The sequence below is a fragment of the Pyrodictium brockii genome (assembly GCF_055379715.1).
This window is the reverse complement of the sequence record NZ_AP042401.1, coordinates 1,410,340-1,423,874: the sequence shown is the minus strand read 5'-3', so window position 1 is coordinate 1,423,874 and position 13,535 is coordinate 1,410,340. Positions and strand designations below refer to the sequence as shown.

Sequence of the window (13,535 nt, the reverse complement as noted above, 5' to 3'; positions counted from 1 at the left end):
CTATGCGTGTAATACTGATACACGCCAAAGAATTCTACTACAAGGCTAGGAGCAAAGCCATAGCTGAGGCAGAGCCCCCCGAAAGCGCGCCCCAAGAGGCCTCGGCCGAAAATGCATTGGTCGCATTTACCACAGTCGAGGACATAGATACACAAGGCATAAACGAGGCCGTGGAGAAGGCCGCAGCGGATATAGTTAATGTGGCAGAGAAGGTAAAGGCATCAACCATAGTGCTGTACCCGTACGCCCATCTCTCCCAGAAGCTGGCGCCGCCAAAGGCCGCTATTGAGGCGATGAGGCTCCTAGAGGACATGGTGAGGAGCCGTGCAAGCGGGAAGTTCAGGGTGATCAGGGCGCCCTTCGGCTGGTATAAGGAGTTTAGGATACACTGCTATGGGCATCCACTCTCAGAGCTATCTAGGACATACACTCCAAAGGCTTCCAAGAAGCCCCATGTAGAGAAGAAGTATTACGTGCTCACGCCGGAAGGCGATGTATATGAGCCCGAAGAATACTTGGAGAAGGCTGATGAGGAGCTACGCATACTGATAGAGAAGGAGGCCCTAGGCAAAGAGCTGGGCGAGGTCGAGAACCCTGTAAACAAGCTCTGCGCCAAGTTCGGGTTCGAATGGGAGCCCATGTCCGACTACGGACATATGAGGTACGAGCCCCACGCGGCGCTCATGATAGAGGCTGTGTCGGAGTACGCGTGGAAGCTGGCAAGAGGCCTGGGTATCCCCGTGCTTCGAATACGTGGCACAAACATGTTCGACCTGGCCGCGAGGCCTGTCTACGAGCATGCCGCACTGTTCGGAGACAGGCTATACGAGCTATGGGCCGATAAGAAGCACCTAGTCATGCGCTACGCTGCATGCCACCAGCAGTTCGCTATGCTAAAAGACTATGTATTGAGCTACAAGGATCTCCCCCTAGGCATGTTCGAGGTAGCTGATAGCTACCGGTTCGAGCAGAGCGGCGAGGTTACACTCTGCTTCCGCCTCCGCAAATTCTACATGCCCGACCTACATATATTGACACGTGACGTCGAGGAGGCGGTCAAGGTCAGCGAGAAGCTGCAGGAAGTGATACACCGTGAGGCAGCCAAACTAGGCAGGAAGTACTACGCGGTATACAATGTGACCGAGGACTTCTGGAGCCAGAAGCGCGACCTCCTACTAGAGCTGGTAAGACGTGACGGGAGGCCCGCCGTAGTAGCACTATACCCCGCCGGCATATACTACTGGGTAGTGAACGTCGAGTACCATATAGTGGATAGCGTGGGCCGTCCACGGGAGATAGCAACGTTCCAGTTCGACATAGGCAATGCTAAGCGCTTCGGCATAAAGTATGTAGACGAGAACAACCAGGAGCGGTATCCTGTAATAATCCATACCGCCTTGATAGGCTCTGTAGAGAGATACATCTACATGGTGTTTGACACGGCAGTTCAGATGGAGCAACAAGGAAAGAGGCCATATATCCCCACCTGGCTGGCCCCTATACAAGTACGCCTAATACCCGTAGACCCCAAGTCCGAGGACCAGATAGCGCTCGCCAGCAAGGTAGCCGACATGCTAGAACATAACCTGATTAGGGTAGACATAGACGACCGCGATATCAGCCTCGGCAAGAGGATAAGAGACGCTGCGCGCGAGTGGATACCATACATAGGCGTCATAGGCGACAGGGAGGTGAAGACGGGCACTATAAACGTGACCATAAGACGTAGCAACGACCGAGTAGCTCTAAAGCCGGAGGAGCTGCTTGACATGGTTCTCAAAGATATTGAAGACTATCCAAGAGTACAGTCCACACTGCCACGTTATGTATCCAAGCGTCCGAGCCTAGTATACCTCGAGAGAAGCCTAGAGCTAGAGCCGGGCAAGGGCTAGCAGCCAAGAGGGTATAGGGCCGGATAGTGGGTAGGGAGAAGGAGGCGGTGTCCGCACGCTGAAGAGCGCTCATCCAGCCTTTCTCGCCACAGGGGTTCAGTCTTCATCCACCGCTCCAGTCTCACAAAATCCCCTTCATGCTAACATTATATAGGCTTCCCATGGCTAGGCCTGGAGTAGCAGGGCGCGGACCTCAGGAAACCTCTGGGAAGTAGCGTCATCGGAGAGCGTGTAAGCTATGTGCGGCATAGTGGGCGTTGTGGCCGATCCAGAAGTCATCAACAACGTAACAAGTATGCTTATACAGGGGCTGAAGAGGCTCGAGTACAGGGGCTATGATAGCGCCGGTTTTGCCCTGGTGGAATGCAGCACCGGGAAACTCCTCGTCTTCAAGGACAGGGGCAGGATAGACGACGTCGTCAAGGCCTATGGTATTAGCCGCTACTGCTCGATAAGCGGTATAGCTCATACGCGGTGGGCTACACACGGCGAGCCTAGCCAGGCTAACGCACACCCCCATGTAGACTGTAGAGACGAGATAGCTGTCGTGCATAATGGTATCATAAGGAACTTCCTCGAGCTACGACGCCTCCTTGAGGAGAAGGGGCATCGGCTCCGGAGCGAAACCGATACGGAGGTCATAGCGCATCTGCTAGAGGAGTACTTGAAGACCTCAGAATCCATGTGGGATGCCTTCCGAAAGCTCGTAAAGGTGATAGACGGCGCCTATGCTATAGCTGTGCTCTATGCTAGGGAGCCGCACCGCATCTACTTTGCTAGAAGGGTTAGTCCCCTCATCATAGGTCTCGGAGAAGGCTTCAACATGGTGTCAAGCGATATACCGTCAATGCTCCAGTACACGAGGAGGTTTGTAGCACTCAACGACGGCGAGTACGGGTACATAGAGCCCTACCACCTCTACATAGAAAAGAATGGCAGCCACGTCGAGTGGCGCCACCGGATAATAACAGCCACGTGGAGCATCGAAGACGCTGAGAAGGGAGGCTACCCACACTACATGCTTAAGGAAATAATGGAGCAGCCCCGGGTGCTCTTTGAGACCTATACCGGCCTCGTCTCAAGCCGCGAGGTAGAGGAGGCCGCCAAGCTCATAGCCGAGGCCGGGAGCGTGTTCGTCACGGGTGCTGGGACTAGCTTCCATGCAGGCCTAGTATTCGCCTACTACATGTCGAGGATAGCTGGAAAGCCTGTTATACCATTCATATCCAGCGAGTACGCTGTGTTTAAGAATATTGATCACACGGGCTCGGTGCTCATAGCGATAAGCCAGAGCGGTGAAACCATAGACACTCTCCAGGCTCTTAGAGGCTTCAGGGCTAGCGGTGGACGAGTAGTCGCTGTATCCAATGTGGTTGGGAGTACAATACCGAGGGAGTCGGATATTGCTGTCTATACTAGAGCCGGTCCAGAGATAGGCGTAGCGGCTACGAAGACTTTCCTTACGCAGGTGCTCACACTCTCCATGATAGCACTAGCCACAGCATTATACAGCGGGTCGCTCACGAAGAGCGAGTATAGAGAAGCCACAGAGAGGCTAAAGGATGCTGGACGCGCGGCCTCTACGGGGATCAACCGCAGTATAAGGCAGGTCGAGCTGCTCGCCTCCAGCTTGAGGAATAAGACTAACATCTACGTTCTCGGACGCGGCCTCGGCGTACCCTTATCCTATGAGGCGGCGCTCAAGATAAAGGAGGTCAGCTATTTACATGCAGAGGCGTACCCGGCGGGGGAGAGCAAGCATGGCCCAATAGCACTGGTTGAGAAGGACTTCCCGGTCGTCTTCGTAGCTACGCCGCCCGAGGCCGAGCTTCTCGAGAAGATACAGAGCAACGTCATGGAGATGAAGAGTAGAGGCGCCTCCACGATACTAGTTGGGACGTCGAGCTACCTAGAGTTGGAGGGAGTGGACTTCGCTATAGATGTCGGCGGCTTTGACGAGATACTAGCGCCGTACGCCCTGGTGCCGCCACTCCAGCTGCTAGCATATAGGCTTGCCGTGGTGCTGGGCCGGGACCCCGACAAGCCGCGCAACCTTGCAAAGACTGTTACGGTTGAATAGGAGGAGATAAGTCCTTGCAGAGGGTGTAGACAGCATGATAGGTATTGTGCTTGCAGGAGGCCCCCCTAAGCTGCTGCGGCTTGTACTTGGCGATGCGAGCTCACGTAGCCTGCTGAGGTTCCCGGATGGCATGCTTCTTGACAGGCATGTAGGCTCTATGTTGAAGTACTTCGACAGCGTCATAGTTGTATCCGATGATCCACGTGTTGGGAGCAGGTGCGCGGAGATAAGCGGCTGTGTGTTCGTGGAGCAGAGGTCGCCAGGGATAGAGGGAGCCATATGTGATGGCATAGCGTCTATCCTGAATACGGGGGAGAAGCTTGTAACAATACTATACGGCGATATCTATGCGCCCTCTGGTATGATGGACTCCCACATGAATATTGTTGCCAGGTACTATGAGCCTGTTATAACTGTCACAAAGCCCGTTATGATGCGCGGCGCTTTCCTCCGCGTAGATGTGGACCCCATAGACATGTATATCAATGCTGTGGGCAGTGGACAACACGTGTTCGCCGGGCTGATGAGCATAGGCGTCAACGAGCTGCGCAGCCTGATATGCCAGCAAGACGTATCGCTCCATGATGCTATACGCAAGCTGTCCGAGTCCCAGCGCATACACGTGAACGCGTGGCTCGGCGAGTGGGTAGACCTCGACACTCCCTGGGACTATCTACTCGCGGTGAGACTGAGCCTAGCCAGGCTTAAGGGGATCCACATAAGCGAGCAGGCTACCGTGAAGGATACCGCAATCCTGGAGCCCCCCGTCTACATAGATAACGGGGCCTTCATAGACCACTATGCCGTCTTAAAGGGCCCCGTCTACGTTGGCCCCGGCTCTCGTGTAGGCGCCCATACCTTCCTAAGGAACAGCGTGGCTGTCTACGAGAACACCGTTATAGGGGCTTATGCCGAGGTTAAGAGGAGCGTCGTCTACAATTCCGCCCGCGTTGGGTCCCACAGCTACATAGCGGATAGCATCGTTGGCAAGGAGGCTAGCGTGGCCCCGTACACGGTGACCCAGAACATACCTTACACCGGCGTAGCAGGCGAGATCGTTGTCACCTCGACTCACCCCCTCGAGGGACTCAAGATAGGGGCCGTGATAGCTGCGGGGAGCAGGACCAGGCCGCACAGCGTGCTGAGGCCTGCCTCGGTATACCCTGGGGACGAGGCGTAGAGAGCTACGGCTGCCAGGACGGTATTAAACCTGGGGGCTCAGCGCTTTGGCCCCTCCTCACCCGGCATGTCAGCAGCCCGGCCCGGAAGCCTCTCAGGACGCCAAGAGGCTTGTAGGGGGCCGGGGATCTGGGCAAGTGCCTCTCTAGCTTCACAGCCCCGGAGGAGAGCGTAGGGTAGCCTATGTGCGGCTAAAAAGGTCTCCTCTACGGCATTATTCCAGGAGCAACTACTGGGGGATCATAGTGAAGGAGCACGAGGAGCGGGGCAAGTTCCTCGGAAGGCACTTGATGGTAAAGGGGGAGTTCGTTAAGGATATACTGTCTGGGAGGAAGAAGGCCACCATAAGGCTCGGCAAGGTGAAGCTCAAGTACAACGAGCTTATTGTACATGGGGGCGGTCGACCCGTAGCCAAGGTGAGGGTCACGGGGGTCCGTTACAAGAGGGTCTCAGAGCTAACCGACGAGGATGCTGTGAAGGACGGGTTTCGGAGCCGAGAGGAGCTATTAGAAGCTCTTCGACGCATGTACGGCGACTTTAGCGAAGACGACTACGTAACCATTATAGAGTTCGAGGTCGTCCAGGATCTTTCCTCCCTCGAGCCTCAGGACCCTTACCTGGGGCTCGAGCCGGCTGATATAGCGAGGCTAGGGCTGCGCTACCTCTCCAACATGCTCACCGAGGAGGAGCGCAAGATCTTAAGAGACTTGACGATCACCAACAGTATACGCTCCACCGCTGTAAGGCTCTATGGAGGATTGGAGAAACGATGGCGTGTTCGAAGGGTGCTCCGCCGCGTCCTATCGGGGCTTGTGAAGCAGGGGCTTATAAGGGTCAGGAGCGGGCTGCCACCCAGCGAGGAGAAGGATAGGGATAGAGGCAGGAGGCATAGGAACAGGAGGTGAGCACGAAGCCTTGACTAAGTGGCTGCTAAGATGCACGTCGTGCGGCAACACGTGGGAGCTTGAGGTCAGCTTCGACCTAACCAAGCTCTCCAGCGGGAAACTATACCACTATTGCAGGTATTGTAAACGCAATACATTCCACGAGATACTCGAGAGGGTTGACGAGGACGGGGATGCAGAGCTGGGGCTCTCGGAGCCCCGCAGCAGGGAGGGTAGGCCTCTCTCCGGGCCCGTCTAAGGGCTCTAGAAGGCTGTGATGAGGAAGGGGTTCCGACCCCCGGAGGGCTGCTGGGGGATGCGGACACCTGTCTCAGCTGACGCCCCATGCACTAGGCGTCAGCAAGGAGAATGTTCTTCATCGCGTAAGGCTCCCGAGACCGTCGTTTCATCATCCTAGATCTTGATTGGCTCGCTCTAGGACGTTGTACAAGCTGCGCGGTAGGTTTCCAGCACCTGGCGCGGCGTGCTAGTGCCTATAATATCCGCGCCGGCTGTTATCATAGCTGCTGCCTGGAGGCCGCTCCTTATCCCTCCTGCAGCCTTGATTCCTACGCTGCTCCTCTTCCCCATGTTCCTCAACACCCGGTCTATTAGTGCGACGTCCTCCGGCAGGGTGGGGCGGGGGCCGTATCCGGTGCTCGTCTTTATGAAGGAGGGGCTTAGGCTGGCAACCAGCCTTACGACTTCCTCTACCTGGCTGGGCGTAAGTGCCGGCGCCTCTATTATGACCTTGCACTTTACCTTAGCGTTTCTGCAGATCTCTATAGCCGCTTTTACCTCGTTAAGGTACTCTTCTCTGCGGCCGATTAGGTAGAGCTGTGTGTTGACAACATAGTCGATCTCATCTGCGCCCATAGCTATCGCGTCTTCGATCTCCTTTATCTTGGCCTCTATTGTGTGGTAGCCGAAGGGGAAGCCAACCACTGCGCCGAGGCACCTGCTGGTTATGCCGCGGGCTTCGCGGAGCAGTGTAGGGCTGAGTATGAGGCAGCGTAGGCCCAGCTCCTCGAGCTCGTCTACGGCCCTTTCCAGCTCGCTCCTCCCGCTCCACGGCTTGAGGACTGCGTGGTCTATCCGTGCGGCCAGCTCGCCCGGGGCTAGGCTGCAGAACGCTCCCCTGCCCTCTCCCATGACCCGCCCCTCGACGCTACTCTATCCAGTCGCCGGTCTCTATCTTCTCTGGCAGGTACTTGTCTGCCAGGAAGCGCAGCCCCTTACTGGTCATGGCCTCTATTTCTAGCTTCGCCTTCTTCTCCAGGAATATGTTTATTTCTATCTGCCACTTCTTAGTCTGGAACCACTTGTAGTTGCGCAGCTCATAAGCCCTCTTTATGTCCGCCTCCTTGGCCTTGATTATATAGTTGCGGCGCTCCTGCTCTGTCAGGTAGGGCTTCTTCTTCCCGTAGCCGAATATGTCTGTCATGCTTACGCCTATGAACCTGGCCTGGGGCGTGGCCAGCCTCTCACTCTCGTAGCTCAGTGTTATCGAGCCTATCTTGAAGACGCTGTAGATATACCATCCGTAGGGATCGGCGTCGGTCAGTATGTAGACTGGTAGGCCCAGCTCCTCGTTGAGTCTACGTACGAACCTCCTCGTAGCCCTGTCAGGCTGGCCAGCGCTTGTTACGAGTATAGCCTTATGCCTTCTCCAGAATCCTATCCGGTGCAGCTGCTGAAATACAGCGTCCTTCTCGACGACCAGCACGTACTCCGCGTCAACGTCTACGAACTCTATAAGGTCTGGAGTGGGCTCTATGGCATAGGCTCCATGACCCATTTTGCTGAGGTCTATGACATCGTTGCCGCTCCTTATCCTCATGTTGCCTACTACCTTGCCTTTCTCCTTGCTTAGTATCAGCATTTCCTCGCGCAGCAGCCCGGTGAACACCTCAACGTCTCTTATCACTGCGTCTGACTCGCGCTGCTCATCCCAGGTGTTCTCCTCGTGGCGGCGGCCACCCGGCTCCCGGTAGACTATGGTGTGCTTGCCTCGGTAGTAAAGGTCACGGATTGTCGGGTACTCGTCCCTCTCCAGCGCCTCGTATATTATCCTAGCCATGAGCAGCGTTTGCATGAACTTCTTTGACTCGTTGAGGTCGAAGAAGCTTCTCCTCAGTTTCTCCGGGCCCAGGAGCAGTAGCTTCCTCCTCTCATCGTATATGGTGTTGGAGAGCGTCCTCTTAGGCAGCATTAGTGTCGGGTTCTCACTCCTCTTTATCTGCTCGAATATCTCGCGGAAGCGCTCCCGGAACACCTGGAGAGCTTTCTTCCTAGCCTCCATGTCAGCCTTGTCCATGTATTTCCCGGTCCCCGTCATAGGTCCTGCTCACCTCCTCTTACTCCTCTATGTTAACCTCTAGCCCCTTTACTAGTCTCGCGAACTTCTCGTCCTCTATCTTGAGCCTCCTCTTCATAGCCGATAGAAGCATTTCCCTAACATCTTTCTCGCCGACATTATAGTCCTTGAGTATTGTGGCCAGGCTTTTCGCCACCTCAGGCGTATACTTCATGAAGGTTACTACGCGCTTCTTAGCCTCTTCCTCTCTCTTCTTCTGGAGCAGGTACTCCCGCAGCCTTCTGGCTGCCTCGCGGAGAGCGTTGCGCAGCTCGTGCTCTATCTCCGGCACGTCTGCAACGCTCTCCTTACCCACGCCCTTATATGGCACCTTGGTGCTTGCTATGTGGGTTAGCACCGCCACTGGAGCCGGGAATACCACGAGATAGTTGCGCCAGTCGAAGTTCCTAGGATCAACTACTTTCCATGCCACATCGGACTTCTCGTCATAGAGCAGGGGTATCTTGTTGGCGTAGCGAAGGAGTATGGGCTCATTAGATGGCGGTATCTCTCCTCCGTAGGCTATGCCTACTTCCACTATGAAGGGGTGTCCTTCGTACGCCTTAGGCCTCCGGGTGACCGCTGCGACGAACTCCGGCTTCAATATGGTCTTCAGTCCCGCCTCAATTATCTCGGGTCCTAGAGGTGAGAGGGCGTCGGCGCTTGGCGGCCTAAAGCGCGGGTATTCACGCAGCTTCCTCGAGAGTCTCTCAAGCCTCTTATCATCTAGCTTATGGGGATCCAGGTCTTTGTCGTAGCCCGCCCATTCTAGGAAGGCTTCGGCAGTTTTCCTGCCGACACCCTGGAAGGACTCCACTAGGAGCTCCAGGAGTGTCCTAGCGTTGGACTTTCTTATTAGCTGCTTGAGCAGCTCTATATCAACACCGTGCGGGTGGGGCTTCACTTCGTGAGGCTGCCTTGGAAGCTTCTGGATAGTACGGCGATACACGGTCACGTTGCCGTCAGGGTCTATGAATGTTATGTTAGCATATGGCGCTGCTATAGCAGTTCTCCTAATGTACTCATGTATCCTCTGCCGGGCCCTGGGCCAGTCGCCCTCAACTACCACGCTTACCCGTGTCCCATGCCAGCCGCTGGGGTTGGGGTACTCGCCCCGGGCAAGCACTATGGGCTTATTCCTCTCTATGTCTATCTTCAATCTGAAGAAGTATATCCTAGACGAGCCTATGGGCGCTGTGTACACCTCAACCGGCTCTCCGGTCTTTATCTGGCCGTAGAGTATTGCAATCTTTGCGCCAAGTCCGAAGCGTCCTCGGGCCTGCCGTAGCCTATACTTGGAGCTGTAGAGTACCTGGCCGAAGGCGTAGGGTACATGCTGGGGCTGTATGCCTATCCCATTATCCTCCACGGTTACACGGTAGTAGGTTGAGTGGGTGGGCACTTGCTCGATGATAAGTGTGATCTCGGGCAGTATGCCGTGGACGTCAGTAGCGTCTAGGGCGTTTTCGACAAGCTCCCTCACAGTCTGGTATAGGGCCCTGGAGGGGCTGCCGAATCCGGCGACCTCCCTGTACTCATAGAAGAACTGGGATGGCGTCATGCTGCGGAAACTCTCTCTCTGCACTACCTGCTGCCTCTTAGACATAACCTGAACCCTCGTCTACTTGAAGCAGAGAGGCCTTAAATAGCTGGCCCGAAACTGTTTTCTGGCTTAAAAGCATTTCCACCAATAAATGCTGACCATAACCTCCCCCATGCATCCAGTAGACCTGGAGGAGAACATGAGAGCAATATCCCCCATACTATCGGCCGTAATACTACTGCTAGCCACACTTGCAGCCGGCGCCATAATGTACCACTACTTCATCAACACCGTACAAGTAATGACGAAAAAGCCGATAGTATACGGCTACAACGCCGAATACATGGCAGACCTAGGTGTGATATACGTTACCATCGATAACAGCGGCTCACAGCCCGTGACCCTCCTTAACGCAACGCTGTTCTGCGACGACGCCAACAACAAGCAAGTAGGAGTAACGCTCAACGGGCCTACAATAAAGGCAGGAGAGACACGGACCGTTGAGATATCAAGCCAGTGCAAGAGCCCCCGTGTCTTAATAATAAGCTACAAGGCCGGAGATAAGATATACACAACAGACCCTATAAGAATATCGGTATCCTAGACCGATTCTATCTTTTTTCTATTTATATAAGCTATTAGCATTACTATGCTTTGGAAGTTTATCAATACTTATTTGGGCTCTACCAGGCTCTGGGGAGGGTCCTAAAGTTATGCCCAGACTCCAGAAGGCTCTATCTAAGAGAAGGGCTGACATAGACGATGTACTCATTGAGCTGATAAGACCGGTTGCTTGTACCGAGACTTTCAGGAAGAAGGCTATTGAGTATACTGTGGCAGGCGTAGTGGATGTAGGTATAGGCGTAACCACCAATAACGAGGTCGTCTACTGCGTCAACGAGCCCCAGGTAGGCGGGGCCGAGCTTCTCGAGACAGCAGCTCTCGTCATCGAGGGTGTCATAGCTGAGGGCTTGAAGGGCCTGCCCTCAAAGCGTGAGGAGCTGAAAAAATTTGCCGAAAAATATGCAATAGATTATGACTTTCTCAAATCAAATTACACCGTAATGAGCTATCTTATAGCTAAGGGGCTTAGCGGCTATGGCCCTCTTTACCCGCTACTAGAGGATCCCAGGATAGAGGAAATCGCTGTCAACAGTCCCGGCAAGCCAGCATATATTGTGCACCGAGATATACCGGTAGGATGGATCAAGACTAACATAACCCTGCGCCAGGATGTTCTTGATAGTCTCATAATACAGCTCTCACGAAGGAGCGGTAGAGACGTGAGCCTCGCACACCCCTATCTAGAGGCCCTGCTACCCGAAGGTCATAGAGTGGCTGCAACCTTTTCCAATGAGATTAGCAGATTTGGCTCGTCAATCGTGATTAGGAAGCACCGCATGGAGCCGCTCTCCATGGCGTCTCTCATAGCAAATAACACTGTCTCGCCGCTCGCCGCCGCCTACCTCTGGCTCCTCATGGAGTATAGGCCCGCTATACTAATAGTAGGCCCGACTGCATCGGGTAAGACGACCTTTCTACAGGCTCTGCTCTCGCTAATACCGCCTTACTCGAGGATAGTGACTATAGAGGACACGCCGGAGCTGAATCTCCCCTACGAGCAGTGGGACAGCCTTGTTACACGATACACCTACAACGACTACGAGGGCGAGGATATTGACGTGTATAAGCTGGCAAAGTTCGCGCTACGCCGAAGGCCAGACTATTTCGTTATAGGCGAGATCAGGGGCGAGGAGGCGCGGGTTTTCATACACGCCGCTGGAAGCGGGCACGCTGCTCTAGCTACATTCCACGCAGATTCTCCGGAGTCCGCTCTCCAGAGGCTGAAGAGCAGACCGATAAGCCTGGGCGACAGCTTCCTCCAGCTTATATGGCTCATCATAGTGCTGCGCAGAGTCCGCAATGCTGAAGGCCTAGAGTTGAGAAGGGTTGTTGAGATAGTGGAGGTTGTACCACGGGGCGGCAGCATTACATTCAACGTCGTCTTCAAGTGGAGTCCGCGGGAAGACCTGCTTCTCCCAACCGATGCAGACACGGTAATAGACTCTAGCTACCGGCTAAAATACATTATGGATGTCTATGGGCTCAGCAGGAGCAATATAAGGGAGAAACTTACGAAGCTTGAATCACTGCTACGGTCTTGCATCACCTGCGATTTTAGATCACTAAGGGCCATGGTTGACGAGTACTATCGTTGGGCTCTGCTCAGCGTCCTCGACCGCCTTAAAGAGGGAGGAAGGGTTTGATACAATGCCTCCCAGAGATGGGAGAATCCGGGTCGACTATGAGAGGCTGGCAGCGGAGCTTCCGCTGCTCATGCTCTATTCTCTCTCCTATGCGGGGGGTAACAGGGCGCCTCACGAGGCTCTGAACGATATCAACCGGGATGAAGGCTTTAGAACGGTGCTAAGGGAGTCGGCTAAAATCGCTAGTCTTTACCAAATGCTCGTAAAGAAATACGGCAATACCCTCCTGGCGCTCGAAAAGGTGGCTGAGAGAGTAGCCAGCCCGACCCTCTCAAGGATTATAAGATCCTACATAGCTTCCTATATCCTAAGAGGCAACCCCCTTGATACGCTTCATCAGCTGGCTGTAATGGCTGTGGATGCCTTCGAGCAGAGGCTCAGGGAGAAGGTAGGGACTCTTATCCAGGGTGTAGAGCTGATAGCTACAGCCACCGTCATGGTGCTCTTGACGGTGGTCTTGTCTTCATCTATATCAGCTAACTACGCTGCAGCATATATGGCCGCGGTAGTGGTAGCTGCTATGTCATTTGCCATAGCCCTTACCACGAGGGTGAGGATTCTCTCCGTCATGTTGCCTCGACGAATAAGCCCTATGATAGATGCCGTACTGCTGGTCCTATCTGTAGCCTCCCTCCTACTGCTGGTTAAAGGCAGCCCGCTCTACGCAACTATGCTCGCCATCACAGCGCTTCCCATCCATGTATACAGCCTGGTGAGAATTAAGGGGGATCTTACTAAACTATCGAAACTCATATACGCCGTGCATGTAGTCACTGAGGGGCTTACGTTAAGGCTCTCCAATATTGACACGATTGTAGCCATGGTGAAGGGCGACGGCACCGAGTCCCCCCTAATATACGCTCTTAGGACTGGAAGAGCCGTACCGGGTAACGCGGAGAAGTGGCATCTAGCCTACCTGCTGTCCAAGGTAATAGCTTCCGTGGTAAGGAGTGGCAGTAATGCTGCCAAGGTGTCGCGCATCGCTAACGCGATACTGGAGTCACTGCATGAGAGCACTCGTATGGTGTTTAACAAGGCTCTTGTCGTTAACGTGCTACTGGCCAGTGTCGTCCTAGTAATAGCTGCCTCGACTGTGTATATCTCGAAGGTATTTGGCAGCAGGTTTGAAGCCAGCTATGCACCCTTCGCCACAGCCCCTATACCGGCGTCGATCGATAGTACCCTGGCGGTGAAATCTATAGCCATAGCGGGGGTTGGAGCCAGCTTCGCTATAGCATACGCGGTATGGGGGGCACTGGCCTATAACATCGCTGCACCGCTTATAATAGTTGGCGGCGCGCTACTCCTCATGCTCTCCTAGGAGCAGGGTGCTA

At 54.5% G+C, this 13,535-nt stretch carries 11 protein-coding genes; 8 read left to right on the top strand and 3 right to left on the bottom strand.

Translation table 11 applies throughout. From position 1 onward, the window contains the following. The first annotated feature begins 2 nt into the window (after nt 1-2). From ACZ42Y_RS07600 to ACZ42Y_RS07580, 5 genes are all read left to right on the top strand, one after another. Complete coding sequence (locus ACZ42Y_RS07600) at nt 3-1,892, top strand: threonine--tRNA ligase (protein WP_058370569.1); 1,890 nt, start codon at nt 3-5, stop codon at nt 1,890-1,892. Nucleotides 1,893-2,130: 238 nt separating this feature from the next. After that, nucleotides 2,131-3,972 carry a glutamine--fructose-6-phosphate transaminase (isomerizing) gene (glmS, locus tag ACZ42Y_RS07595; RefSeq protein ID WP_464735405.1) on the top strand — a complete coding sequence of 614 codons (1,842 nt, stop codon included), beginning with the start codon at nt 2,131-2,133 and terminating at the stop codon, nt 3,970-3,972. Between the two features lie 34 nt (nt 3,973-4,006). Beyond that, the gene (locus ACZ42Y_RS07590; protein ID WP_464735404.1) at nt 4,007-5,152 is read left to right on the top strand and encodes a hypothetical protein; all 1,146 of its coding nucleotides are present in this window, start codon (nt 4,007-4,009) and stop codon (nt 5,150-5,152) included. Nucleotides 5,153-5,336: 184 nt separating this feature from the next. Continuing rightward, the gene (locus ACZ42Y_RS07585) at nt 5,337-6,056 is read left to right on the top strand and encodes an ASCH domain-containing protein (protein ID WP_464735403.1); all 720 of its coding nucleotides are present in this window, start codon (nt 5,337-5,339) and stop codon (nt 6,054-6,056) included. Nucleotides 6,057-6,066: 10 nt separating this feature from the next. Further along, on the top strand, nt 6,067-6,294 hold the full coding sequence (locus tag ACZ42Y_RS07580; protein ID WP_464735402.1) for a hypothetical protein: 228 nt from the start codon (nt 6,067-6,069) through the stop codon (nt 6,292-6,294). A 176-nt stretch (nt 6,295-6,470) separates the two neighbouring features. Here ACZ42Y_RS07580 and deoC read toward each other — a convergent pair whose 3' ends face one another. The 3 genes from deoC to ACZ42Y_RS07565 are packed head-to-tail and all read right to left on the bottom strand — an operon-like array spanning nt 6,471 to nt 9,997. Next, the gene (deoC, locus tag ACZ42Y_RS07575) at nt 6,471-7,187 is read right to left on the bottom strand and encodes a deoxyribose-phosphate aldolase (RefSeq protein WP_464735401.1); all 717 of its coding nucleotides are present in this window, start codon (nt 7,185-7,187) and stop codon (nt 6,471-6,473) included. A 16-nt stretch (nt 7,188-7,203) separates the two neighbouring features. Beyond that, the gene (locus ACZ42Y_RS07570) at nt 7,204-8,373 is read right to left on the bottom strand and encodes a DNA topoisomerase IV subunit A (RefSeq protein WP_464735400.1); all 1,170 of its coding nucleotides are present in this window, start codon (nt 8,371-8,373) and stop codon (nt 7,204-7,206) included. Between the two features lie 19 nt (nt 8,374-8,392). Further along, entirely contained in the window at nt 8,393-9,997 is a 1,605-nt protein-coding gene (locus tag ACZ42Y_RS07565; RefSeq protein WP_464735399.1) for a DNA topoisomerase VI subunit B, read from the bottom strand. 109 nt (nt 9,998-10,106) lie between these two features. Between ACZ42Y_RS07565 and ACZ42Y_RS07560 the strand changes: the two genes are divergently transcribed. The 3 genes from ACZ42Y_RS07560 (at nt 10,107) to ACZ42Y_RS07550 (ending at nt 13,522) form a co-directional block, all read left to right on the top strand. Then, on the top strand, nt 10,107-10,538 hold the full coding sequence (locus ACZ42Y_RS07560; RefSeq protein ID WP_464735398.1) for a hypothetical protein: 432 nt from the start codon (nt 10,107-10,109) through the stop codon (nt 10,536-10,538). A gap of 109 nt (nt 10,539-10,647) precedes the next feature. Then, the gene (locus ACZ42Y_RS07555; protein ID WP_464735397.1) at nt 10,648-12,201 is read left to right on the top strand and encodes a type II/IV secretion system ATPase subunit; all 1,554 of its coding nucleotides are present in this window, start codon (nt 10,648-10,650) and stop codon (nt 12,199-12,201) included. Between the two features lie 4 nt (nt 12,202-12,205). Next, nucleotides 12,206-13,522: a hypothetical protein gene (locus ACZ42Y_RS07550; RefSeq protein ID WP_058370578.1), complete on the top strand. Its 1,317-nt coding sequence runs from the start codon at nt 12,206-12,208 to the stop codon at nt 13,520-13,522. Nucleotides 13,523-13,535 lie beyond the last annotated feature (13 nt).